We start from the raw sequence: 22,890 nt of genomic DNA, 5'->3' as shown, positions 1-22,890 counted from the left end.
GCGCATGGGCATCCTGCTGACGGAGGGCGCCCGCGGTGAGGGCGGCATCCTCCGCAACAAGGACGGCGAGCGCTTCATGGAGAAGTACGCGCCGGTCATGAAGGACCTCGCGTCCCGTGACGTCGTCTCCCGCTCCATCTACACGGAGATCCGCGAGGGCCGCGGCTGCGGTCCCGAGGGCGACCACGTCTACCTGGACCTCACCCACCTGCCGCCGGAGCAGCTGGACGCGAAGCTCCCGGACATCACGGAGTTCGCGCGCACCTACCTGGGCATCGAGCCGTACACGGACCCGATCCCGATCCAGCCCACCGCGCACTACGCCATGGGCGGCATCCCGACCAACGTCGAGGGTGAGGTCCTCGCGGACAACACCACCGTCGTCCCGGGTCTGTACGCGGCCGGCGAGGTCGCCTGCGTCTCCGTGCACGGCGCCAACCGCCTGGGCACCAACTCGCTCCTGGACATCAACGTGTTCGGCCGCCGGGCGGGCATCGCGGCCGCCGAGTACGCGCACGGCCACGAGTACGTGGAGCTCCCGGAGAACCCGGCCGAGCTCGTCGTCTCCCAGATCGAGCGGCTGCGCTCCTCGACGGGCAACGAGCGGGTCGCCACGCTCCGCAGGGAACTGCAGGAGACCATGGACGCCAACGTCATGGTGTTCCGCACCGAGCAGACGATCAAGACGGCGGTCGAGAAGATCGCGGAGCTGCGCGAGCGCTACAAGAACGTCTCGATCCAGGACAAGGGCAAGCGGTTCAACACGGACCTGCTGGAGGCCATCGAGCTGGGCAACCTGCTCGACCTCGCCGAGGTCATGGCGGTCTCCGCGCTGGCCCGCAAGGAGTCCCGCGGCGGTCACTACCGCGAGGACTACCCCAACCGCGACGACGTCAACTTCATGCGCCACACCATGGCGTACCGCGAGGTGGGCGACGACGGCGCCGAGTCCATCCGTCTCGATTACAAGCCGGTCGTCCAGACCCGCTACCAGCCGATGGAGCGTAAGTACTGATGGCAACCCCCGTTCTGGACAAGGCGGACGCGGCCGGCCAGCCCGAGCCCGGCTTCGCCGACTCCCCCTACATCACGGTCACCTTCCGGGTCCGCCGCTTCAACCCCGAGGTCTCCGCGGACGCGGTCTGGGAAGACTTCCAGCTGGAGATCGACCCGAAGGAGCGCGTCCTCGACGGCCTCCACAAGATCAAGTGGGACGTCGACGGCACGCTGACCTTCCGCCGTTCCTGCGCGCACGGCATCTGCGGCTCGGACGCGATGCGGATCAACGGCAAGAACCGTCTTGCCTGCAAGACCCTCATCAAGGACATCAACCCCGAGAAGCCGATCACGGTCGAGCCCATCAAGGGCCTGACGGTCCTGAAGGACCTGGTCGTCGACATGGAGCCGTTCTTCCAGGCGTACCGGGACGTCATGCCCTTCCTGATCACGAAGGACACGAACGAGCCCACGCGCGAGCGTCTCCAGTCCGCCGAGGACCGTGAGCGCTTCGACGACACCACGAAGTGCATCCTCTGCGCGGCCTGCACGTCCTCGTGCCCGGTCTTCTGGAACGACGGCCAGTACTTCGGCCCGGCCGCCATCGTCAACGCGCACCGCTTCATCTTCGACAGCCGTGACGAGGCGGCCGAGCAGCGCCTGGAGATCCTCAACGACCGCGACGGCGTCTGGCGCTGCCGCACGACCTTCAACTGCACGGACGCCTGCCCGCGCGGCATCGAGGTCACCAAGGCGATCCAGGAGGTGAAGCGAGCGCTGATCACGCGCCGCTTCTGACCGGACGCCGGTAACCCGGCGAGGGGCCGTTCCTTCCGCAGTACGGAAGGAACGGCCCCTCGGCTTTTGCCCGGCGCGGTCCTTCCGCGTGTCGGCCCCCGGTACGGGTGCGCGGTTCTAACCTGACGGTATGTCAGATGACGAGTCGTACGAACTGCTCGGGTTCGACAACGTGGTGATGCCCGTCGGGAGGCTCGCGGACGCCGTCGCCTTCTACGAGCGGGCCGGGTTCACGGTGGGGTTCCGGTTCGACGAGGGCGGGATCGCCCTGCTGAAGGTCGGGGGCGAGACGCCAGGGATCCTGTTGCGGGCCGAGGAGGGGCTGGGGCACCGGCCGGCGGTGTGGGCGTCGCCGCGCGTGTGGCTGGAGGTGCCGGACGCGCGGGGCGCGGCCAGGCGGCTCAAGGAGGCCGGGATCGCCGTGCTCGACGAGCCGTTCTCCGTGGCCACCGGCTGGACCGTCGAGCTCGCCGACCCCTGGGGGAACATCCTCGGCTTCACGGACTACAGCAAGCGGCCGGAGCTGGCGCGGCGCGCGTGAACGGGGTCACTCCACCGCCGAGTTGAACGTGTTCAAAACCAGGTCTACAGTCATCCCTGTCAGCGTTTTGAACGCGTTCAAGAAGGGGTGGGGCATGGACCGTACGGTCATCGCCTACGTCATCTACCTGCTCGTCAGCATCGGTCTGACCATCTGGGTGGCGCGCACGCTCAGCCGCAACGGGCGGATCTTCCTCTCCGACGTCCTGCACGGCAACGAGCAGCTCGCCGACGCCGTCAACCACCTCCTGGTCGTCGGCTTCTACCTCGTCAACCTCGGCTTCGTCGCGCTCTACCTGCACACCAGCGACACGGTCGAGGACACCCGGGGCATCTTCGAGGCGCTGTCCGCCAAGCTCGGCGTCGTGCTGCTGGTGCTCGGCGTGATGCACCTCGGCAACGTCTACGTGCTCAACCGGATCAGGCGCCGCGGGATCATGGAGAAGGAACAGCTCCCGCCGGTCCCCCCGCAGGGCTGGACCGCTCCGGCGGCCGGGGCGTGAGCGCCGTGACCGCGACCGCCGACCGGGGCGCCGTGCGCGTCCCGGTCCGCGGGCTCACCGTCCTCTACGACGCCGAGTGCACCCTCTGCACCCACCTGCGCGACTGGCTCGCCCGCCAGCCGCAGCTGGTGCCGCTGGAGCTGGTCCCGGCGGGCTCGCCCGAGGCCCGGACCCGCTTCCCCGAACTCGACCACTCGGCCACCCTCGACGAGGTCACCGTCGTCGGCGACGCGGGGCAGGTCTACCGGGACACCGCCGCGTGGATCGTCGTGCTCTGGGCACTGCGGGAGCAGCGGCCGCTCGCCCACCGGCTCAGCACGCCGGCCGGGGCCAGGCTGGCGCGGGGCGCGGTGCTCGCCGCCGCCTGGTGGCGGGGCGGACTGGGGAACGGGAAGACCTTCCGCCGGGAGGACGGATGGGTTTACGAACCCGGTATCGGGTGGATCTACAACCCTCCGGGCTGTGCCGGCGGCGTCTGCGCCACTCGTTAGGCTCTGTCCGTGTCCGCGAAGAACGACGGTCCCGTCGAGGCCGCTGCCCAGAGCAAGTCCGAGCAGACCCGCGCACTGATCCTGGAGACGGCGATGCGCCTGTTCCGGGAGCGGGGCTACGAGAAGACCACGATGCGGGCCATCGCCACGGAGGCCGGGGTCTCCGTCGGCAACGCGTACTACTACTTCGCCGGCAAGGAACACCTGATCCAGGGCTTCTACGACCAGCTCGCCGCCGAGCACCGGGTGGCGGTCCGCGAGGTCCTGGACAAGGAGACCGACCTGGAGGCGCGGCTCGCGGGCGTGCTCAAGGTCTGGCTGGACATCGCCCGGCCCTACCACGAGTTCGCGGTCCACTTCTTCAAGAACGCCGCCGACCCCGACAGCCCGCTCAGCCCCTTCTCCCCGGAGAGCGAGCACGCGCGCGAGGAGGCGATCCGCGTCCACCGCGAGGTGCTGGCGGGCGCGAAGACGAAGGTCGCCCCCGAACTGCGAGACGTACTGCCCGAGTTGATGTGGCTCTCGCAGATGGGGCTGGTCCTGTACTGGATCTTCGACCGGACCGAGGGGCGGGAGCGGAGTTACCGGCTGGCCGAGCGGGGGGCCCGGCTGACCGCGCGAGGCGTGCTGCTCGCGCGGTTCCGGGTCCTGCGCCCGCTCGTACTCGAGGTGCACGAGCTGTTCACGGACTTCCTGCCGGGGATGACACGGGTGCTGCCGGACCCCGGGGGCAGGGCCGGACGCTCGGCTAACTGACCGCGTCCACCTCGTCCCCGGTCAGCTCCACGTCGTACACCAGCGGCCCGTCCACCACCGTGACGTGCCGGGCCTTCGAGCCGTACGACGCGGACGCCACCGCCAGCAGGTAGGCCCCCGGTGCCGGGACCGACACGATGTAGGAGCCGTCCGCCAGGGAGGTCACGCGGTCCAGCCGACGGCCGCCCTCGGACATCAGGGTGACCGAGGCCGCCTCCACCGGGTCGCCGTCCGCCGTGCGGACGAAGCCGTGGACGGCCGTGGCCGGACCGGTGGGCGCGGCCGGCTCCGGGGCCGCCGCCTCCGAGGGTTCCACCGCGAGGTGCGGGAGCCGCTTGTCCAGCCAGGCCGGCAGCCACCAGTTGGACCTGCCGAGCAGGTGCATCGCCGCCGGGACCAGGGCCGTACGGAGGATGAAGGCGTCCAGGGCGACCGCGGCCGCCAGGCCCACGCCCGCCATCGCCGCGCCCGAGTCGCCGCTCAGGACGAAGGCCAGGAAGACGCAGACCATGATCAGGGCCGCGGAGTTGATGACGCGGCTGGTCTCGGCGAGACCCACCCGGACCGCCCGCGCGTTGTCCCTGGTGTGCACCCACTCCTCGTGCATCCGGCTCACCAGGAACACCTGGTAGTCCATGGAGAGGCCGAAGAGCAGGGAGAGCATGATGACCGGGAGGAACGCGTTGATCGGGCCCTCCTTGCCGAGGCCCAGCAGGTCCAGGCCCCAGCCCCACTGGAAGACCGCCACCAGGACGCCGAAGGAGGCCGCCGCCGCGATCAGGTTCATCAGGGCGGCCGTCAGCGGGACGACCAGGGAGCGGAAGGCGACCAGGAGCAGCAGGAAGCCCAGAGTGATGATGGTCGCCACGAAGAGGGGCAGACGGTCGCCGGTGACGGAGGCGAAGTCCTTCGACACCGCCGTCACACCGCCCACGTGCGCCTCCGCCCCCGCCTTCGGGATCACCCGGTCGCGCAGGGTGTCGATGAGGTCGTCCGTCTCCTTGGACTGCGGGGAGGTGGTCGGGACCACCTGGATGACCGTGACGCCCTGCGACGGGGGCAGCTCGGCCACCTGGGCGACGCCCGGGGTCGACCGCAGGCCCTGGACCAGCTTCGCCGTGTCGCCGCCGGCGCTGACCACCTGGAGAGGGCCGTTGAAGCCGGGGCCGAAGCCCTCGGCGAGCAGGTCGTAGGCCTTCCTGGTGGTCGTGGACGCGTCGTCGTTGCCCTGGTCGGTGGCGCCGAGGCGGAGGGAGAGGACCGGGATGGCCAGCACGGCCATGACGACCACCGCCAGCGCGGCGATGCGGCGCGGCCGCTTCTCCACGTTCGCCGACCAACGGGCCGCGAGGCCGCTCGCCTTCTCGGGCTCCGGACCCTCCGCGGCCAGCCGGCGGCGCTGACGGCGGCTGAGGACGCGCGGACCGAGGAAGCCGAGCAGGGCGGGCAGGAGGGTGGTGGCCGCGAGGACGCTGAGGACGACCGTGAGGGAGGTGCCGATGACCACGCCGTCCAGGAAGCGCAGCCGCGTGACCAGCATGCCGGCCAGCGCGATGCAGACCGTGCCGCCCGCGAACAGCACGGCCCGGCCGGAGGTGTTGAGGGCGGTGACCGCCGACTCCTCCGGGTCCAGGCCGCGCAGGATGCCGCGCCGGTGCCGGGTGACGATGAACAGGGCGTAGTCGATGCCGACGCCCAGGCCGATCAGGGAGGCGAGCAGAGGCGCGATGTCGGGGATGTCGGTGGTGTGGCTGAGCAGCTGGGTGGAGAACAGGCCCATGCCGACGCCGAAGACGGCGATCGCGATGGGCAGGGTCATCGCGAAGAACGAGCCGAAGGCGAGGAACAGCACGACCGCCGCCGCGATGATGCCGACCATCTCGGACAGGCCCTGCGGCGGTTCCTGGACGCGCTGGATGGCCTGGCCGCCCAACTCGACCTGGAGACCGGACCGTTCGGCGTCCCGGGCGGTGTCGAGGACCTTCTGCACCTGCTCCTTGGGTATTTCGTTCGCCCGCTTGGTGAAGGTCAGCTGGGCGTAGGCGATCGTGCCGTCCTTGCTGATCTGCGCCGACCCCCGGGCACCAGCGTACGGGCTGGAGACCGCGCCCACGCCGGGCAGCTTGGCGATCTTGTCCAGGGCCGGCTGGACACGGCCCTGGACCGCCCTGTCCGTCACCGAGCCGCTGTCGACCTTCCACACCACCGTGTCCGTGTCACCGGAGGTGTTCGGGAAGGCCTTCTCCATCAGGTCGTACGCGGTCTTGGAGTCCGTGTCGGGGAGGGAGAAGACGTTCGCGTAGTTCGTGCCCGCCGCCGAGGCCGAGAAGCCCACGCCGACGAGTGCCCCCACCCACAGCAACAGGACCACCAGCCGGTGCCGATAGCACCACCGTGCCAATGCCGTCACGATCAACAGCTCCTTGTCGTAGATCACTTCGGTCGGTTGGTCCCCCCAGGTCCTGGGCAACAGGATCCGCAGCGGGCCGCGCGCCGGACACGGGGCGCGCATGACTCTCAAGGAACTCCAAAGCTGCGCGCCCCCGGCTGTCGGTGGCGGCGCCGATACTGGGGGCATGACGGCTCCAGGCAGCACCGTGCTGATCGTGGAGGACGAGCCGAGCATCGCGGACGTCCTCGCCATCGCCCTGCGCTACCACCGGTTCGAGGTGATGGCGGCCGGCACGGTCCGGGACGCCCTCGCGCTGGCCGAGCGCACCCGGCCGGACGCGGCCCTGCTCGACGTGATGCTGCCGGACGGCGACGGGCGGGCGCTGGGGCGGGAGCTGCGCGCCCGGCAGCCGGACCTGGCGCTGGTGTTCCTGACCGCGCGGGACGCCCCGGCGGAGATAGTCGGGGCGCTCGGCTACGGCGACGACTACATCACCAAGCCGTTCAACATCGACGAGGTCGTCGCGAGGATCGGCGCCGTGCTGCGCCGCACCCGTCCGGCCGACGTCATCCAGCAGCGCCCGCCGCTGCGCTACGGCGACCTGGAGCTGGACGAGACGACGTACTCGGTGCACCGCGCCGGCCGCACGGTCGAGCTGACCCCGACCGAGTACGCGCTGCTGCGCTTCCTGGTGCGCAACGGCGGCCGGATCGTGCCGAAGGAGCAACTGCTCAGGCATGTCTGGCAGTACGAGCACATGCCCTCCGAGTCGACGGTCGTGGAGACCTACATCAGCTACCTGCGGCGCAAGCTCGACGCCCTGGGCGCGCCGGTGATCACCACCCGGCGGGGCGTCGGGTACGGCCTGACATGAACCTCGGCGAGCACCGGCACCGGCACGGACTGCACTCGCTGCGCGGCAAGCTGACCCTGACCAACGTCGGGCTGCTGGCCGTCGGCATCGTGGTGGCGACCACCGTGAGCATCATGGGCATGCGGCTGTACCTGCTCGACCAGGTGGACTCCGAACTGCTCAAGACGCGTGTTTCGCTGGGGAGTTCGGGACTGACGCTGCGGCAGGTCGACTCGCTGAGCGCGCTCGGCGTGGTCCGTGAGCGGATCACCCCCGCCGAATCCGACCCGACCCCGGACTCGATCTTCGCGGTCATCGACACCAAGGGCGACGCGATCTCCGTCTTCGACATGAGACCGACCGAGGCCCAGCGCTCCCTCGCCGCCGCCGTGTCCGACCCGCGCGCTCTGGCCGCCGCGCCCGACCCGCACGACGTCGACGTGCACGGCGCGTCCTACCGGGTGACGGCGACCCGGCTCGCCGACGGCCCCTACATCCTGCTGGCCACCTCGACCGAGCTGCTGCACAAGGGCATCGGCAAGGCGCTCAAGCTCGACTTCGCGGTCGGCTCGCTGCTGCTCGCACTGCTGTGCTGTCTGACCATGTACAGCGTGCGGCAACGGCTGCGGCCGCTGGAGGACATGGTGGAGACGTCGTCGGCGATCGCCGAGGGCGACCTGACCCGGCGGGTGCCCTCCAGCCGGCATCCGACGGAGGAGGTCGAGCAGCTGCGGCTGGCCCTCAACGCCATGCTGCACCAGGTGGAGACGGCGTACCGGACCCGCGAGCGCAGCGCGGCCCAGCTGCGCCGGTTCGTCGCCGACGCCTCGCACGAGCTGCGCACGCCGCTCGCCGCCATCCGGGGCTATCTCCAGCTGTACGAGAAGGGGATGCTGAGCGAGCCCGGGGAGCGGCGGCGGGCCTGGGACCGGATGCACGGCGAAGTGGACCGGATGGGCCGCCTGGTGGACGAGCTGCTGCTGCTCGCCCGGCTCGACCAGCGGCCGGAGATCCGGTTCCGGAACGTCGACGTGAGCCGGCTGGTGCGGGACGCGGCGGAGGACCTGCGGGCGCAGCAGCCGGGGCGGCCGGTGGCCGTGGAGGCCGACGGGGCGGTGCTGGTGCGGGCGGACGAGTCGGGGCTGCGGCAGGTGCTGGGAAACCTGATGGCCAACGTGCGTGTCCATACGCCCGGTGACGCCGCCGTGCGGCTGGGGGTGGAGCGTGCGGACGGGGTGGTGCGGGTCTGCGTGGCCGACGAGGGACCGGGGCTCGGGGAGGAGGACGCGGGGCGGATCTTCGACCGGTTCTTCCGGGTGGGCAGTGCGGAGGGGAGCGGGCTGGGGATGGCGATCGTGCAGGGGGTGGTGGAGGCACACGGGGGTGAGGTGTGTGTGCGGACCTCTCCGGGGGAGGGGCTGGCGGTGACGGTGACGTTGCGTTGCGGCTGAGTTCCGGGTGCGGGTGAGCGGGGGCTGGTCGCGCAGTTCCTCCCCCAGGCTTCGGCCGGGGCCCCCAGCGCCCCTGAAGGGGCGCGCACCGCGGCGCCCTTCTTTAGGGGCGCGGGGAACTGCGAGAGCAGCCACGACGGCGCCGCAGCCGTACACGGCTACGGGTCGACCGAGATCAACGCCCACACGGTTCTGCCGTGGGCTCCCCTGCTCCACACCCCCCACGCCGCCGCGATCGTCTCCACCAGGTGCAGGCCCCGGCCGGTCTCGTCGTCCTCCCGGACGATCCGCAGGCGGGGTTCCGCGCGGCCCTCGTCCGAGACCTCTATCAGGCAGGAGCCGTCGGCCAGGGCGGTCACCGCGACCTCGAACTCCCGCTCCCGCAGGGGGCCGTGGCGGACGACGTTGGTGGCCAGTTCGGAGAGGAGGAGCAGGGCGTCGCCGACCGCCGGGGTGTCGGGGCCGTGGCCCCACGCGGCCAGGTGGTCCCGGACCCGGTGCCGGGCCAGGCCGACGGACGCCGGGTGCCGGGGCAGCCGGAAGGCGCTGCGTCTGAGCACGCCCGTCAGATCCAGTTCAGACTCCACAGGCGGAAGACGCCCGTGCTGTCGTTGAGGTTCTGGGCTCCGCCCACGTCCTCGCTGCTGAGGACGTAGTCGGTGCGCTGCCACAGCGGGATCAGCGGGACGTCGTTCGCCACGTCCGTCTGGACGGTGCGGAAGTCCTCCTCGGCCCGGCTGCGGTCGGCGTACTGCTGGCTGTTCCGGAGGAGGCTGTCGACGGCCTTGTTGCTGTAGCCGGTGCTCATCACGGAGTCGCTGCCGACCAGGGAGGCGCCGAAGGTGTCCGGGTCGGGGTAGTCGGCGACCCAGCCGACCGCCCAGGCGTCCATCTTCCCCTCGGCCCACGACTTCTGGAAGTCGGTCCACTCGTAACCCTTGACGTCGACCTTGAACAGGCCGCCCGCCTCCAGCTGCTTCTTCAGCGCGGCGGCCTCCTCGGCGCCCGCGCCGTGGCCGATGCCGTAGCCGAAGGTGAACTCGACGGGCGTGCTGACGCCGGCCTCCTCCAGGAGCGCCTTCGCCTTGGCGACGCTCTGGGTCGGGTAGGTGTCGAAGAAGGACGTGGTGTGGCCGGTGAGGCCGCTCGGGATCAGCGAGTACAGCGGCTGGACCGTGCCGTCGTACACGGTCGAGGCCAGTTCCTCGCGGTTGACCAGCCAGGCCATGGCCCGGCGGACCAGCACGTCGTACAACGGCGACTTCTTGCGGGTGTTCAGGTACAGGTTGCGGGTCTCGGAGCTGTCCGACTCCAGGACGCGCTGGTCGGGGTCGCTCGGCGACAGCTTGGAGACCATGCCGGGCGGCAGCGTCCGGGTCGCCACGTCGACCTGCTTGGCCTTGTACGCGGTGGCGAGCTTGGCCGAGTCGGCGTAGTAGCGCAGCTCGACGGGGCGGCCGGTGCCGCTCAGCTCGCCCTTGTAGCTGCCGTTGGGCCGCAGGGTCGCCTGCTTGTCCTTCGTGTACGACGTCAGGATGTACGGGCCGGTGCCGTCCACCGAGTCGTCGGTGCGCAGCTTGTCCGCCGGGTACTTGTCCTTGTCGACGATCGCCCCGGCGCCGGTGGCCAGCTTGAACGGGAACGTCGCGTCCGCGGACGACAGGTGGAAGGTGACGGTCCTGCCGGTGGCGGTCACCGAGCCGAGCGTCGAGAGCAGGGAGGCCGGGCCGACATCCGAGTTGATCTTCTTGACCCGGTCGAAGGAGTACTTCACGTCCTCGGCGGTCATCGCCCGGCCGCTCGGGAAGGTGATCCCGTCGCGCACCACGCAGCGGTACGTCCGCAGGCCGGAGTCCGTGAACGCGCAGCTCTCGGCGGCGTCCGGCACCGGCTGGACACCGCCGGGCGCGAAGGTGAGCAGCGTCTGGAAGACGTTGTTGAACAACGCCCAGGAACCGGCGTCGTAGGCGCCGGCCGGGTCGAGCGAGGTGACGGCGTCGGTCGTACCGACGGTGATCGTCTTGTTCTTGTTCTCCTGCGACGGCAGCAGCTGCCAGCCGCCGATCCCCACGACCACCAGAACGACAAGTGTCACGAGAATCCGCATGCGAACAGATCGCATGGTTGGTGCCCTCCCCAGGACCAGCACGGGTCCGTTCCAGGCCCTACCCAGGCCCTCCACAGGTGCCACTCCCCTAAGTGACGCGGCTCACCTAACCACAGGAGTTTCATGTGGGGGAAGAGTGATCTGACTAGATGAGGAAGAACTTACCGATGGCTTGTTTCCGCCGGATTTCACAGCTCTTCCACAGCGAGCGCGCGGCGGTTCGGGTCAGGCCTGCTTCGACGCGAGTTCGATGACCGTGATGTCGGACGGGGCGCCCACCCGGGTCGGCGGACCCGGGTGGGGCGGGCGCCTGGGCTCTTCCCTGTCCGGTTTCTATGACGTACGGCGCAGTGCGCGGACTCCGCGCAACCCGATGACCCCGATGACCGTCCCCAATACGAAGGACACGACGGCCAGCGTCAGGTGGATCCAGAAGTACGCCGTGGGATGCCCGTCGTCGAAGGCGAGTCCGCTGCCGTCCTTGACGAGGTTTTTGACGAAAGTGATCCAGATGAACCAGCTCCACACCCCGAACGCGAGCAGGAACCAGGAGACCGGACGGCTGAGCTTCATGGACTCAGTATCGCCGTCCGCTGTCCGGTTCCGATTCCGGGGTGGAGTCGGTGACGGGACTTCGCCCTCCGTGGCGGGTACGTTCTCGTCCGTGCCCGCTCCGAAGCCGAAGGCCAGCCGCGCGCTGCTGGTCGCCTCTGCCGCCCTGCTGTCCCTGTCGTCCACCGCACCGGCCGCGCTCGCCGCGCCGACCCCGTCCACGACTCCGTCGGCCACTCCCCCGGCGAACATGTCGACGGTGGGGGGCACCCGGCTCGGGCAGCCCGGTACCCAGGTGAACCTGGCCGCCGGGGTGCCGGTGCTGCCGAAGGACATCACGGGGCGGTCCTGGATCGTCTCCGACGCGGAGTCGGGCGAGGTGCTCGCCGCCCACGACGCGCACTGGCGGCTGCCACCGGCGAGCACCCTGAAGATGCTCTTCGCGGACACCGTGCTGCCCCGGTTCCCGAAGTCGACCCCGCACAAGGTGGTGCCGGCCGACCTCGCGGGCATCGGCGCCGGTTCCAGCCTGGTCGGGATAAAGGAGGGCCAGACCTACACGGTCCACGACCTCTGGCTCGGGGTGTTCCTGCGCTCCGGGAACGACGCCGTGCACGTGCTGGCCGCGATGAACGGCGGGGTCGAGCAGACGGTCCGGGACATGCAGGACCACGCGGACGAACTCCAGGCGCTGGACACCCACGTGGTGAGTCCGGACGGGTACGACCAGCCGGGGCAGGTGTCGTCGGCGTACGACCTGTCGCTGTTCGCGCGTTCCGGACTGCAGAAGAAGGACTTCCGGGAGTACTGCTCGACCGTGCGGGCCAGTTTCCCGGGCGACACGGCGAAGAACGCGAAGGGCAGGCCGGTCCGCGGGTCCTTCGAGATCCAGAACACCAACCGGCTGCTGAGCGGTGACGTCGACGTCCCGGTGTACCAGGGCATCGCGGGGGTGAAGAACGGCAACACCACCAACGCGGGCGCCACCTTCACCGGGGTCGCCGAGCGGAATGGCCGGGTGCTGCTGGTCACCGTGATGAACCCGGAGAAGAAGGAGCACAACGAGGTCTACAAGGAGACGGCCAAGCTGTTCGACTGGGGTTTCCAGGCGGCCGGCAAGGTGACTCCGGTGGGTGAGCTGGTGCCGCCCAAGGGGGCCGTGGCCTCCAGCGCCTCGCCGCGGGCCAGTGCCGTCGGGAAGGACGGGGCGGCGAGCTCGAAGCCGGTGGCCGCCTCCTCCGCCAACGGCTCCGGCGGGGTCGGGGTGGCGCTGGGGATCGCGGGCGGCGCGGTGCTGCTGCTGGTGGGCGCGGCGTACCTGGTCAACCGCCGTTGGCCGCTGCCGGATCTGGTGCGCCGGCGGACTCGTCCCTGAACTCGGCGGTGGTCTCCTCCGCCGTCCAGGCGGCGCAGTACAGGACTATCCTGGCGGTGAAGTTGATCCACAGCAGCAGGGCCACCGGGACACCGAACGCACCGTACATGCTCTTTCCGGCGATGCCCTGGATGTAGCCGCTGAGCAGCAGCTTGAGGAGTTCGAAGCCCACCGCGCCGATCAGGGCCGCGACCAGCAGGCGGCGGCGCGGCGGTTCGACGCCGGGCAGCAGGGTGAGGACGTAGAGCAGGAGCAGGAAGTCGGCCACCACGGCGACGAGGAACGCGGCGGTCCGCAGGAGCAGGCTGCCCCAGCTGTGTTCGGCGATGCCGAGCTGCCGGGCCGTCCAGCCGACCGCCGCCGAGGCGAGCGTGGAGACGGCGAGCGTGACGAGCACGGCGCCGCCGAAGCCGATCAGGATCACGCCGTCCTTGGCCTTGGCGAGGATCGGGTTCTGGTCCTTGTCGGGCAGCTGCCACACCGCGCGCAGGCAGTCCCGCATCTGCCCGACCCAGTTGATGCCGGTGAACAGCAGGACGGCACCGGCGATGAGACCGACGGTGCCGGCGTTCTGGACCAGGGAGTGGATGTCCAGCTGGTCGGAGATGCCGGGCACCTGGTCGGCGATCTTCTTCTGGAGGTCCTGCTGCTGCGACCCGCTCAGCGTGGCGGCCCCGATCGCGGCGCCGACGGTCAGCAGCGGGAAGAGCGAGACGAAGCTGATGAAGGTCATGGCGGCGGCGAGCCGGGACCACTTCACCCGGTCGAGCCGCTCGTACGACCGCCACGCGTGCGTCGTCATCAGCCAGCCCACGAGGGGGCCGACGACGGGGAGTTTTCTCAGCCAGTCCATGATCCGACTCTGCCCCCTCCGCGGAACACCAATGTCCGGGTACCCCAGAAGCGCAGGATCGTTGCCAGCGCCATGCCGACGACCGCGCCGGAGACGGTGTCGGCGCGCTGGGAGGTGAGGCCGAGTCCGTAGTGGCTGACGGCGAGGCAGAGCAGCTGGACCAGGGCGCCGGCGAGGTTCACGGCGAAGAAGACGGCGTAGGGGCGTACCCCGGCCGCGCGGGTGTGGCGGTAGGTGCCGCAGGCGTTGCCGAGGTAGGCGACCGTGCAGCCCGCCACGAAGGACAGGGACTTGGCGGTGAGCGGGTCGAGGGCGGCCGGGCCGCGCAGCCAGCTGAAGAGGCCGAGGTCGGCGGCGTAGGCGAGCAGGCCGACGGTCGCGAAGCCGATCAGCTCGCGCGCGGGCGCGGTCACCAGTGGGCCACCGCGAGGCCGTACATGGCCAGCCAGGCCAGGCCGATCAGGGCGAGGGCGCGGTCGCCCAGGACGACGTCCTCGGGTTCGCCGGCGGTGCCGCGGTCGGCGAAGACGGCGTACCGGAGGATCGCCAGGATGAAGGCGACCATGGACAGCTGGCGCCAGGGCAGCAGGCCGGCGCCGGGCCCGTCGTGGCCCTCCAGCGCCCACAGGCAGTAGGCGAGGACGGCGACTCCGGCGGCCAGCTGCCAGACGAAGCGGAGGTAGCCGGTGGTGTATTCGGTGAGCAACGCGCGCGTGGCGCCCGCCTTCCCGGTCATCTGCACGGCCTCGGAGTAGCGCTTGGCCGCCACCATGAAGAGCGCGCCGAAGCCGGTGGTGATCAGGAACCAGCGGGACAGCGGGATGCCGAGGGCGACCCCGCCGATCATCGCCCGCATCAGGAAGCCGGTGGTGACGACGACGAGGTCGACGACCAGGACGTGCTTCAGGGCGACGCAGTACGCCAGTTGCATGCCCAGGTAGGCGGTGAGGAGGACCGGGACGAGGGGTGGGGTGAGACGGGCCGCGAGCAGGGGTGCGAGGACGGCCAGGAGGCCGCCTACGGCGTAGGCGACGGGCACCGGGACCTGTCCGGCGGCGACCGGGCGGCGGCACTTGACGGGGTGGGCGCGGTCGGCCTCGGCGTCCCGGGCGTCGTTGATCAGGTAGACGGCGGCGGCGCAGGCCGTGAAGAGGGCGAAGGTCAGGGCGAGGCGGCCGAGCGCGGGCACCGAGAAGAGCCGGCCGGCGGCGGCCGGGGCGGCGACGACGAGGGTGTTCTTGACCCACTGCTTGGGGCGGGTGGTCCGCAGCAGGCCCGTGAGGAGGCCGCCGGGGGTGACCCGCGCGGGTGCCGGTCCGTGGGCCCGGGAGGGGTGGGCGCGCTGTTCGCGCAGAGTCGTTTCAGCAGCGCCCTTCGCCGGGGCCGTCGCGGCAGCCCGCTCCGCGGGCGTCGGTTCGGCGACTCCCTTCGCGGCGGCGTGCGCGGTCTCAGTCACGGCCGCCTCCGCTCATCCAGCGCGCCCCGGCGCGGGCCGTGAGCGCCCCGAGGGCCGCGCCGGCCGCCACGTCGGACGGGAAGTGCACGCCGACGACCAGCCGGGACAGGCACATGGCGGCGGCGAGGGGCGCGAGGGCGGGCACCCCGAGCGCCCCGAAGGCGACGGCTGCGGCCGCGGCGGAGGTGGCGTGCGAGCTGGGGAAGGAGTGCCGGCCCGCGGTGCGCATCCGGGGCCGGACATGCGCGGGGCGGGCCCGGCGTACGACCCGTTTGACGCCCATGCTGCCGAGGTGCGCGACCGCGACGAGCGCCGTGCCGCGCAGCCAGGCGCCGCGCCGCCCGCCGTCCACGGCGGCCCCGGCGAGGCCCGCCGCGAGCCAGAGCGCGCCGTGCTCACCGGCGAGGGAGAGACCACGCGCGGCCGACGCGACGCGTGGATCGGCGCCGCAGGCGTGCAGTGCGGAGAGGATCCGGTGGTCCATGTCGTCCATTGGACTCACTGTTCACCCTCACCCCGCCAAAGCTACGACCATATTGAGCGACATTCGGATAATCACCCGTTTCGGGGAGTCAGGCGATCCCTCGTGGCCAATAGCGCTAATTGCTCATAACGGGCGTTACGGTCACCGTATGTCTGGAGAGACCGTCCCCGTCACCGGCTGGGGCCGCACCGCCCCCACCGCCGCCCGCCTGATCCGTCCCCGGACCTATCAGGAGGCGGCGGACGCGATCCGCACCTGCGGGGCGCGCGGCGGTATCGCGCGGGGCCTCGGCCGGGCCTACGGGGACGCGGCCCAGAACGCCGGCGGCGCCGTGCTCGACATGACGGGCCTGGACCGCGTCCACGCCATCGACGCGGACGGCGGCACCGTGCTGTGCGACGCCGGGGTCTCGCTGCACCGCCTGCTGGAGGTGCTGCTGCCGCTCGGCTGGTTCGTCCCGGTGACCCCGGGGACCCGCCAGGTGACGGTGGGCGGCGCGATCGGCGCCGACATCCACGGCAAGAACCACCATGTCTCGGGATCGTTCTCCCGTCACGTGCTGTCCTTCGAACTCCTCACCGCCGACGGCCAGGTCCGCACGGTGAGCCGCGGCACCCCGCTGTTCGACGCGACGGCCGGCGGCATGGGTCTGACCGGAGTGATCCTCACGGCGACCGTCCGCCTCCTCCCCGTCGAGACGTCGTACATGAGCGTCGACACCGAACGCACCGCCGACCTCGACGACCTGATGGCCCGCCTGACCGCGACCGACCACCGATACCGCTACTCGGTCGCCTGGATCGACCTGCTCGCGCGCGGGGCGGCGACCGGGCGCGCGGTGCTCACCCGCGGCGACCACGCGCCCAGGGAGGCGCTCGCCGGGAACACCCGCGCCGGGCGCGCCCCGCTGGCCTTCCGCCCCCGCGAGCTCCCGCCCGCCCCCGCCCACGTCCCCGACGGCCTGCTGGGTCCCGCCACCGTCGGCCTCTTCAACGAACTCTGGTACCGCAAGGCACCCCGCGCCCGGACCGGCCAGCTCCAGCGCATCTCCGCGTTCTTCCACCCCCTGGACGGCGTCCCGCACTGGAACCGCGTCTACGGCCGGACCGGCTTCGTCCAGTACCAGTTCGTCGTCGGACACGGCCAGGAGGCCGCCCTGCGCCGGATCGTGGCCCGGATCTCCGAGCGCCGCTGCCCGTCCTTCCTTGCCGTCCTCAAGCGCTTCGGCGAGGCCGACCCGGGCTGGCTCTCCTTCCCCGTGCCCGGCTGGACCCTGGCCCTCGACATCCCCGCCGGGCTGCCCGGCCTCGGGGCATTCCTCGACGAACTGGACGAGGAGGTCGCGGGCGCCGGCGGCCGCGTCTACCTCGCCAAGGACGCCCGGCTCCGTCCCGACCTGCTCGCCGCGATGTACCCACGACTCGCCGAATTCCGTGCCCTGCGCGCGGAGTTGGACCCACGCGGAGTGTTCGTCTCCGACCTGTCCCGCCGCCTCGGTCTCTAGCCCTCCTCCAGCCCTCAGGAGTTGCCGTGAAGGACGCCTTCGGAATGCCCCAGTCCCTGCTCGTCCTCGGCGGTACGTCGGAGATCGCGCTGGCCACCGCGCGCCGGCTGATCGCCCGCCGCACCCGCACGGTCTGGCTGGCCGGCCGCCCCTCCCCCGCCCTCGACCAGGCCGCCGAACAGCTGCGCGCCCTCGGCCCCGACGTCCACACCGTGGCCTTCGACGCGCTCGACCCCGAGTCCCACGAGACGGCCCTCGGCAAGGTCTTCGCCAACGGCGACGTCGACCTGGTCCTGCTCGCCTTCGGCATCCTCGGCGACCAGGCGACCGACGAACGCGAACCGGTCAACGCCGTGCGCGTCGCCCAGACCAACTACACGGGCGCCGTCTCGGCGGGCCTGGTCGCAGCGCGGGCCCTGCAGAGCCAGGGCCACGGCTCCCTGGTCGTCCTCTCCTCGGTCGCCGGGGAACGCGCCCGCCGCTCCAACTTCATCTACGGCTCCAGCAAGGCCGGCCTGGACGCCTTCACGCAGGGGCTGGGCGACGCGCTGCACGGCACGGGCGTGCACGTGATGGTCGTACGGCCGGGGTTCGTCCGGACGAAGATGACGAGGGGCCTGGAGGAAGCCCCGCTGGCCACCACACCGGAGGCGGTGGCGACGGCGATCGAGCTGGGCCTGCGGCGACGGTCGGAGGTGGTGTGGGTGCCGGGCGTCTTGAGGGTGGTGATGTCGGGGCTCAGGCACGCGCCACGTTCGGTGTTCCGGCGATTGCCGATTTGAGAGAAGGCTGCCGATTTGATGCCGGCCCGCGGCCTACCGACTCGCGATGCTCCCCCGCTCCGCATGCCCCACCTGAGGAGGCACGACAGAGCTCCCGAAAGCGTAGTCACGCAGCCTTCGCCACACCCCGTCCGCACCCTGCTCGTACAACGCGAACCCCATACAAGGCCACTCCGCCTCGAAGTCCGCGAGCTCGGCGAACGCCCGGTCCATCGCGGCCTCGTCGATCCCGTGCGCGACGGTCACGTGCGGGTGGTACGGGAACTGCAGCTCACGGTCGAGCGGCCCGGACGCGTCCCGGACCCGCTGCTGCAGCCAGGCGCAGTCGTCCGCGCCCTGGACCACCCGGACGTACACCACCGGTGACAGCGGCCGGAACGTACCGGTCCCGCACAGCCGCATCGGGAACGGCCGGCCCATGGCGGCGACCTCGCCGAGATAGGCCTCCACGGTCGGCAGTTCGGCGGAGCCGATCTCCGTGGGCGGCAACAGCGTGACGTGCGTGGGGATGCCATGGGCCGCGGCGTCGCCGAAGCCCGCGCGCCGCTCCTGGAGCAGGCTGCCGTGAGGCTCCGGGACCGCGATCGAGACGCCGATCGTTACGGTCCCCACGTCATCTCCCGTCGGTCGTGATGGGCGGACGCATGTCGGGTTCGTACCCGGCCGTCCGGCTATCGACTGTACGGCCACGGCCGCCTCCCGGGCAGCCGTGGCCGAAGTGATGTGCAGCGCTTCGCTTCGCCGCGTGCTCGACTCAGTGCTTGGCGGGCAGAAAACCGACCCTGTCGTAGGCCTGGGCGAGGGTCTCGGCCGCGACCGCACGCGCCTTCTCGGCACCCTTGGCGAGGATCGAGTCGAGGGTCTCCGAGTCGTCCAGGTACTGCTGGGTGCGCTCGCGGAACGGCGTGACGAAGTCGACCATGATCTCGGCCAGGTCCGTCTTGAGCGCGCCGTACATCTTGCCCTCGTACTCCTGCTCCAGCTCGGCGATCGACTTGCCGGTGAGGGTGGAGTGGATGGTGAGCAGGTTGGAGACGCCCGGCTTGTGCTCGGCGTCGTAGCGGATCACGGTGTCCGTGTCGGTGACCGCGCTCTTGACCTTCTTCGCGGTCGCCTTCGGGTCGTCGAGGAGGTTGATGAGGCCCTTCGGCGTGGACGCCGACTTGCTCATCTTGATCGCCGGGTCCTGGAGGTCGTAGATCTTCGCCGTCTCCTTGAGGATGTACGGCTTCGGGATGGTGAAGGTCTCGCCGAACCGGCCGTTGAAACGCTCGGCGAGGTCACGGGTGAGCTCGACGTGCTGGCGCTGGTCCTCGCCGACCGGAACCTCGTGGGCCTGGTAGAGCAGGATGTCGGCGACCTGGAGGATGGGGTACGTGAACAGGCCGACGCTCGCGCGGTCCGTGCCCTGCTTGGCCGCCTTGTCCTTGAACTGGGTCATCCGGCTGGCCTCGCCGAAGCCGGTGAGGCAGTTCATGACCCAGGCGAGCTGGGCGTGCTCGGGGACGTGGCTCTGCACGAAGAGGGTGCAGCGGTCGGGGTCCAGGCCGGCCGCCAGCAGCTGGGCGGCGGCGAGCCGGGTGTTGGCGCGCAGGTCGGCCGGGTCCTGCGGGACCGTGATCGCGTGCAGGTCCACGACCATGTAGAAGGCGTCGTGGGTCTCCTGGAGGGCTACCCACTGGCGGACGGCGCCGAGGTAGTTGCCCAGGTGGAACGAGCCGGCGGTGGGCTGGATGCCGGAGAGCACGCGGGGTCGGTCAGAGGCCATGTTCACCATTCTCTCAGAGGGGAGGGGGGTGGTCGGCCCATGAGGGGTGGGTGGTTTCGGAGCGCGGGGGACTGCGGGCCGGTGAGGGCCGTTCGTGCAGTCCCCCACGCCCCTGGAAGCAGGCCGGCTCAGCCCAGGTCGATCTCCGGGTACAGCGGGAAGCCCGCGACCAGGTCCGTCGCCCGCTGGGCGATCTCCGTCGACACCTTCTCGTCGAGGACGTGGGAGGCCTTGCTCGGCACGCCCGACTTCGTCGTGCCCGGCTCGGTCGTGGTCAGGACGCGGTCGATCAGGCCCGCGACCTCGTCCATCTCGGCCGTGCCGAGGCCGCGGGTGGTGAGCGCCGGGGTGCCGATGCGGATGCCGGAGGTGTACCAGGCGCCGTTCGGGTCGGCCGGGATCGCGTTGCGGTTGGTGACGATGCCGGAGTCGAGGAGGGCGGACTCGGCCTGGCGGCCGGTGAGGCCGTAGGACGTCTCGACGTCGATCAGGTTGAGGTGGTTGTCGGTGCCGCCGGTGACCAGGGTGGCGCCCCGGCGCATCAGGCCCTCGGCCAGCGCGCGCGAGTTGTCGACGATCCGCTGGGCGTAGTCCTGGAAAGCGGGCTGCCGGGCCTCGGCGAGGGCGACGGCCTTGGCGGCCATGACGTGCGGGAGGGGGCCGCCGAGGACCATCGGGCAGCCGCGGTCGACCTGGTCCTTGAGGGAGTCGTCGCACAGGACCATGCCGCCGCGCGGGCCGCGCAGCGACTTGTGGGTGGTCGTGGTCACGATCTGGGCGTGCGGGACCGGGTCGAAGTCGCCGGTCAGGACCTTGCCGGCGACCAGACCGGCGAAGTGCGCCATGTCGACCATCAGCGTGGCGCCGACCTCGTCGGCGATCTCGCGCATGATCCGGAAGTTCACCAGGCGGGGGTACGCCGAGTAGCCGGCGACGATGATCAGCGGCTTGAAGTCGCGGGCCTGGGCGCGCAGCGCGTCGTAGTCGATCAGGCCGGTGGCCGGGTCGGTGCCGTAGGAGCGCTGGTCGAACATCTTGCCGGAGATGTTCGGGCGGAAGCCGTGGGTGAGGTGGCCGCCGGCGTCCAGGGACATGCCGAGCATCCGCTGGTTGCCGAAGGCCTGCCGCAGCTCGGCCCAGTCGGCCTCGGTCAGGTCGTTGACCTGGCGGACGCCGGTCTTCTGGAGGAAGGGGACCTCGACGCGGTCGGCGAGGACGGCCCAGAAGGCGACCAGGTTGGCGTCGATGCCGGAGTGCGGCTGGACGTAGGCGTGCCGCGCGCCGAACAACTCGCGGGCGTGCTCGGCGGCGAGCGCCTCGACGGTGTCGACGTTGCGGCAGCCGGCGTAGAAGCGGCGGCCGACGGTGCCCTCGGCGTACTTGTCGCTGAACCAGTTGCCCATGGCGAGCAGGGTCGCCGGGGAGGCGTAGTTCTCGGAGGCGATCAGCTTGAGCATCTCGCGCTGGTCGGCGACCTCCTGGCCGATGGCGTCGGCGACCCGCGGCTCGACGGCGCGGATCACGTCGAGGGCGGCGCGGTATGCGGTGGACTCGGGGGACAGGGGCGCGGACTTGTCTGACATTCGGGACCTCCGGACATGGCGTTCGGCATTCACGGTTCGGCCCAGGCGCACGGCACTCGGTCACAGCACGAGCCGCTCCCCGATGGTCGGTCCCATCCCAGCGCGCCAGTCACGGCCCGTGGATCACATTACCGGCCACACCGGGCCCGAGGGCCGTGGCGTCCACCAGTCGGGCAGGGGCAGAAGGTAGGAAAGGGGGCAGTCCTGCCGCGTTCCCTGGAGTCGCCGTGACCACTACGGAAGCCCTCGTCGCCGCCGCCGACGCACACGGCGCGCACAACTACGACCCGCTGCCGGTGGTGATCGCGACGGCCGACGGAGCCTGGATGACGGACGTCGAGGGGCGCCGGTACCTGGACCTCCTGGCCGGATACTCGGCGCTGAACTTCGGGCACGGCCACCCGCGTCTGATCGCGGCGGCGAAGGCCCAGCTGGAGCGGGTGACGCTGACGTCGAGGGCGTTCCACCACGACCGGTACGCCGCGTTCTGCACCGAGCTGGCCGAGCTGTGCGGGATGGAGATGGTGCTGCCGATGAACACGGGCGTGGAGGCGGTGGAGACGGCGGTGAAGACCGCCCGGAAGTGGGGGTACCGGGTCAAGGGCGTGCCGGCCGGGAGGGCGAAGGTCGTGGTGGCGGGCGGGAACTTCCACGGCCGTACGACGACCGTGATCAGCTTCTCCACGGATCCGGAGGCACGGGCGGACTACGGGCCGTACACGCCGGGGTTCGAGATCGTTCCGTACGGCGACCTGACGGCCATGCGGGCCGCGGTGACCGAGAACACGGTCGCGGTGCTGCTGGAGCCGATCCAGGGCGAGTCGGGGGTCGTCGTGCCGCCGGAGGGCTACCTGGCCGGGGTGCGGGAGCTGACCCGCGAGCGCGACGTGCTGTTCGTCGCGGACGAGATCCAGTCGGGGCTGGGGCGGACCGGGCGGACGTTCGCGTGCGAGCACGAGGGAGTCGTACCCGATGTGTACGTCCTCGGGAAGGCGCTGGGGGGGCGGGGTGCTGCCGGTGTCGGCGGTGGTGGCGAACGCGGAGGTGCTCGGGGTGTTCCGGCCCGGGGAGCACGGGTCCACCTTCGGCGGCAATCCGCTGGCCTGTGCGGTGGCTCTGGAGGTGATCGCGATGCTGCGCACCGGGGAGTTCCAGGAGCGGGCGGCCGAGCTGGGGGAACTGCTGCACCGGCGCCTGGCGGAGATGACCGGCAGCGGGCGGGTGACGGCCGTACGGGGGCGGGGGCTGTGGGCGGGGGTGGACGTGCATCCCGCGGTGGGGTCGGGGCGGGCGGTGGCCGAGCGGCTGATGGAGCGGGGGGTGCTGGTGAAGGAGACGCACGGGGTGACGGTCCGGGTGGCTCCGCCGTTGGTGGTGGCGGAGTAGGATCTGGAGTGGGGGGTGGAGCAGTTGTGGGGGGTGCTCAGCGCGTAGGCGGCACAGTCCCGTGCCGCGTGCGGGGCGCTCCCGTGCGGGGCGCTCAAAGGATCACGTGTGGCAGAAAGCGGGCGTAATCGTCCGTCACCAGGCCCTGTGACTCGCGGATGCCCAGGCCCGCCGCCTCCTCGCCCACCACCCACGCGCCCAGCACCACGTGATTGCCGTCGAAGTCGGGCAGCGGGGCCAGTTCCTGGTAGCAGCAGGGT

Annotated in this window: 23 protein-coding genes, 1 pseudogene and 1 riboswitch; of the genes and pseudogenes, 12 read left to right on the top strand and 12 right to left on the bottom strand. The window is 71.1% G+C overall.

Going from position 1 to position 22,890, the window contains the following annotated elements; genetic code table 11:
• From JF597_RS46720 to JF597_RS46695, 6 genes are all read left to right on the top strand, one after another.
• A partial coding sequence (locus JF597_RS46720; protein WP_294011349.1) for an FAD-binding protein occupies positions 1-1,015 on the top strand: 1,015 nt, incomplete at its 5' end.
• Positions 1,015-1,794: a succinate dehydrogenase iron-sulfur subunit gene (locus JF597_RS46715; RefSeq protein WP_294011347.1), complete on the top strand. Its 780-nt coding sequence runs from the start codon at positions 1,015-1,017 to the stop codon at positions 1,792-1,794. The genes JF597_RS46720 and JF597_RS46715, both read left to right, overlap by 1 nt.
• 130 nt (positions 1,795-1,924) lie before the next feature.
• Positions 1,925-2,335 (top strand): VOC family protein, encoded by a 411-nt coding sequence (locus tag JF597_RS46710; protein WP_294011345.1) that lies wholly within the window; start codon positions 1,925-1,927, stop codon positions 2,333-2,335.
• Between the two features lie 94 nt (positions 2,336-2,429).
• Positions 2,430-2,837 (top strand): hypothetical protein, encoded by a 408-nt coding sequence (locus JF597_RS46705; protein WP_294011343.1) that lies wholly within the window; start codon positions 2,430-2,432, stop codon positions 2,835-2,837.
• The gene (locus JF597_RS46700) at positions 2,834-3,328 is read left to right on the top strand and encodes a DCC1-like thiol-disulfide oxidoreductase family protein (protein ID WP_294011341.1); all 495 of its coding nucleotides are present in this window, start codon (positions 2,834-2,836) and stop codon (positions 3,326-3,328) included. The genes JF597_RS46705 and JF597_RS46700 overlap by 4 nt, the downstream gene beginning before the upstream one ends.
• Positions 3,329-3,337: 9 nt before the next feature.
• The gene (locus JF597_RS46695; RefSeq protein ID WP_294011339.1) at positions 3,338-4,084 is read left to right on the top strand and encodes a TetR family transcriptional regulator; all 747 of its coding nucleotides are present in this window, start codon (positions 3,338-3,340) and stop codon (positions 4,082-4,084) included.
• Here JF597_RS46695 and JF597_RS46690 read toward each other — a convergent pair.
• Positions 4,077-6,485 carry an MMPL family transporter gene (locus JF597_RS46690; protein ID WP_294011355.1) on the bottom strand — a complete coding sequence of 803 codons (2,409 nt, stop codon included), beginning with the start codon at positions 6,483-6,485 and terminating at the stop codon, positions 4,077-4,079. The genes JF597_RS46695 and JF597_RS46690 overlap by 8 nt on opposite strands.
• Positions 6,486-6,660: 175 nt before the next feature.
• On the opposite strand from JF597_RS46690, the gene JF597_RS46685 reads away from it, so the two are divergent.
• Both JF597_RS46685 and JF597_RS46680 read left to right on the top strand, forming a co-directional pair.
• Entirely contained in the window at positions 6,661-7,350 is a 690-nt protein-coding gene (locus tag JF597_RS46685) for a response regulator transcription factor (protein ID WP_294011337.1), read from the top strand.
• Complete coding sequence (locus tag JF597_RS46680; protein WP_294011335.1) at positions 7,347-8,780, top strand: HAMP domain-containing sensor histidine kinase; 1,434 nt, start codon at positions 7,347-7,349, stop codon at positions 8,778-8,780. The genes JF597_RS46685 and JF597_RS46680 overlap by 4 nt, the downstream gene beginning before the upstream one ends.
• A 158-nt stretch (positions 8,781-8,938) precedes the next feature.
• Here the strand turns inward: JF597_RS46680 and JF597_RS46675 are convergent, their stop codons facing one another.
• The 3 genes from JF597_RS46675 to JF597_RS46665 all read right to left on the bottom strand — a co-directional run bounded on the left by JF597_RS46675 (position 8,939) and on the right by JF597_RS46665 (position 11,460).
• Positions 8,939-9,340 carry an ATP-binding protein gene (locus JF597_RS46675; protein WP_294011333.1) on the bottom strand — a complete coding sequence of 134 codons (402 nt, stop codon included), beginning with the start codon at positions 9,338-9,340 and terminating at the stop codon, positions 8,939-8,941.
• A gap of 5 nt (positions 9,341-9,345) precedes the next feature.
• Complete coding sequence (locus tag JF597_RS46670; protein WP_294011331.1) at positions 9,346-10,902, bottom strand: ABC transporter substrate-binding protein; 1,557 nt, start codon at positions 10,900-10,902, stop codon at positions 9,346-9,348.
• Positions 10,903-11,220: 318 nt separating this feature from the next.
• Positions 11,221-11,460 carry an SCO4848 family membrane protein gene (locus tag JF597_RS46665; RefSeq protein WP_294011328.1) on the bottom strand — a complete coding sequence of 80 codons (240 nt, stop codon included), beginning with the start codon at positions 11,458-11,460 and terminating at the stop codon, positions 11,221-11,223.
• 91 nt (positions 11,461-11,551) lie between these two features.
• Between JF597_RS46665 and JF597_RS46660 the strand changes: the two genes are divergently transcribed.
• Entirely contained in the window at positions 11,552-12,814 is a 1,263-nt protein-coding gene (locus JF597_RS46660) for a D-alanyl-D-alanine carboxypeptidase (RefSeq protein WP_366916552.1), read from the top strand.
• On the opposite strand, the gene JF597_RS46655 is transcribed toward JF597_RS46660, so the two are convergent.
• The 4 genes from JF597_RS46655 to JF597_RS46640 form a co-directional block, all read right to left on the bottom strand.
• Positions 12,762-13,667: a YihY/virulence factor BrkB family protein gene (locus JF597_RS46655; RefSeq protein ID WP_294011324.1), complete on the bottom strand. Its 906-nt coding sequence runs from the start codon at positions 13,665-13,667 to the stop codon at positions 12,762-12,764. The genes JF597_RS46660 and JF597_RS46655 overlap by 53 nt on opposite strands.
• Positions 13,655-14,080 (bottom strand): GtrA family protein, encoded by a 426-nt coding sequence (locus JF597_RS46650; protein WP_294011322.1) that lies wholly within the window; start codon positions 14,078-14,080, stop codon positions 13,655-13,657. Before JF597_RS46650 ends, JF597_RS46655 begins: the two co-directional genes overlap by 13 nt.
• Entirely contained in the window at positions 14,077-15,021 is a 945-nt protein-coding gene (locus tag JF597_RS46645; RefSeq protein ID WP_294011353.1) for a decaprenyl-phosphate phosphoribosyltransferase, read from the bottom strand. Before JF597_RS46645 ends, JF597_RS46650 begins: the two co-directional genes overlap by 4 nt.
• 94 nt (positions 15,022-15,115) lie before the next feature.
• Positions 15,116-15,616, bottom strand: a complete 501-nt coding sequence (locus tag JF597_RS46640; protein WP_294011320.1) for a phosphatase PAP2 family protein — start codon at positions 15,614-15,616, stop codon at positions 15,116-15,118.
• Positions 15,617-15,755: 139 nt separating this feature from the next.
• Between JF597_RS46640 and JF597_RS46635 the strand changes: the two genes are divergently transcribed.
• Both JF597_RS46635 and JF597_RS46630 read left to right on the top strand, forming a co-directional pair.
• On the top strand, positions 15,756-17,111 hold the full coding sequence (locus JF597_RS46635) for an FAD-binding oxidoreductase (protein WP_294011318.1): 1,356 nt from the start codon (positions 15,756-15,758) through the stop codon (positions 17,109-17,111).
• A gap of 26 nt (positions 17,112-17,137) precedes the next feature.
• Positions 17,138-17,893 (top strand): decaprenylphospho-beta-D-erythro-pentofuranosid-2-ulose 2-reductase, encoded by a 756-nt coding sequence (locus tag JF597_RS46630; RefSeq protein ID WP_294011316.1) that lies wholly within the window; start codon positions 17,138-17,140, stop codon positions 17,891-17,893.
• A gap of 33 nt (positions 17,894-17,926) precedes the next feature.
• Here the strand turns inward: JF597_RS46630 and JF597_RS46625 are convergent, their stop codons facing one another.
• The 3 genes from JF597_RS46625 to JF597_RS46615 form a co-directional block, all read right to left on the bottom strand.
• Positions 17,927-18,505, bottom strand: coding sequence for a 2'-5' RNA ligase family protein (locus JF597_RS46625; protein WP_294011314.1), 579 nt, complete (start codon positions 18,503-18,505; stop codon positions 17,927-17,929).
• A 142-nt stretch (positions 18,506-18,647) separates the two neighbouring features.
• Positions 18,648-19,661, bottom strand: coding sequence for a tryptophan--tRNA ligase (gene trpS / locus JF597_RS46620; RefSeq protein WP_294011312.1), 1,014 nt, complete (start codon positions 19,659-19,661; stop codon positions 18,648-18,650).
• 128 nt (positions 19,662-19,789) lie between these two features.
• Positions 19,790-21,244: a glycine hydroxymethyltransferase gene (locus JF597_RS46615; RefSeq protein WP_294011310.1), complete on the bottom strand. Its 1,455-nt coding sequence runs from the start codon at positions 21,242-21,244 to the stop codon at positions 19,790-19,792.
• A gap of 32 nt (positions 21,245-21,276) precedes the next feature.
• A riboswitch (ZMP/ZTP riboswitch) is annotated at positions 21,277-21,367 on the bottom strand.
• A 104-nt stretch (positions 21,368-21,471) separates the two neighbouring features.
• Between JF597_RS46615 and rocD the strand changes: the two are divergent.
• Positions 21,472-22,630 (top strand): annotated as a pseudogene (gene rocD / locus JF597_RS46610) (ornithine--oxo-acid transaminase).
• Between the two features lie 94 nt (positions 22,631-22,724).
• Here rocD and JF597_RS46605 read toward each other — a convergent pair.
• Positions 22,725-22,890, bottom strand: a 166-nt coding sequence (locus tag JF597_RS46605) for a glutathionylspermidine synthase family protein (RefSeq protein ID WP_294011351.1), incomplete at its 5' end; no start/stop codon positions are given.

Origin of the sequence: Streptomyces sp. (genome assembly GCF_019510245.1) — a bacterium.
In the GTDB taxonomy this organism is placed as follows: Bacteria; Actinomycetota; Actinomycetes; order Streptomycetales; family Streptomycetaceae; genus Streptomyces.
Note: the sequence above shows the minus strand (reverse complement) of the source record. Positions and strands in the feature narration are given on the sequence as shown.

Excerpts from the sequence above, each read along its gene's own strand:
- JF597_RS46715 (WP_294011347.1), top strand. The coding sequence starts at position 1,015 with ATGGCAACCCCCGTTCTGGACAAGGCGGACGCGGCCGGCCAGCCCGAG.
- JF597_RS46710 (WP_294011345.1), top strand. The coding sequence starts at position 1,925 with ATGTCAGATGACGAGTCGTACGAACTGCTCGGGTTCGACAACGTGGTG.
- JF597_RS46705 (WP_294011343.1), top strand. The coding sequence starts at position 2,430 with ATGGACCGTACGGTCATCGCCTACGTCATCTACCTGCTCGTCAGCATC.
- JF597_RS46685 (WP_294011337.1), top strand. The coding sequence starts at position 6,661 with ATGACGGCTCCAGGCAGCACCGTGCTGATCGTGGAGGACGAGCCGAGC.
- JF597_RS46680 (WP_294011335.1), top strand. The coding sequence starts at position 7,347 with ATGAACCTCGGCGAGCACCGGCACCGGCACGGACTGCACTCGCTGCGC.
- JF597_RS46670 (WP_294011331.1), bottom strand. The coding sequence starts at position 10,902 with ATGCGATCTGTTCGCATGCGGATTCTCGTGACACTTGTCGTTCTGGTG.
- JF597_RS46665 (WP_294011328.1), bottom strand. The coding sequence starts at position 11,460 with ATGAAGCTCAGCCGTCCGGTCTCCTGGTTCCTGCTCGCGTTCGGGGTG.
- JF597_RS46655 (WP_294011324.1), bottom strand. The coding sequence starts at position 13,667 with ATGGACTGGCTGAGAAAACTCCCCGTCGTCGGCCCCCTCGTGGGCTGG.
- JF597_RS46640 (WP_294011320.1), bottom strand. The coding sequence starts at position 15,616 with ATGGACGACATGGACCACCGGATCCTCTCCGCACTGCACGCCTGCGGC.
- JF597_RS46635 (WP_294011318.1), top strand. The coding sequence starts at position 15,756 with ATGTCTGGAGAGACCGTCCCCGTCACCGGCTGGGGCCGCACCGCCCCC.
- trpS (WP_294011312.1), bottom strand. The coding sequence starts at position 19,661 with ATGGCCTCTGACCGACCCCGCGTGCTCTCCGGCATCCAGCCCACCGCC.
- JF597_RS46615 (WP_294011310.1), bottom strand. The coding sequence starts at position 21,244 with ATGTCAGACAAGTCCGCGCCCCTGTCCCCCGAGTCCACCGCATACCGC.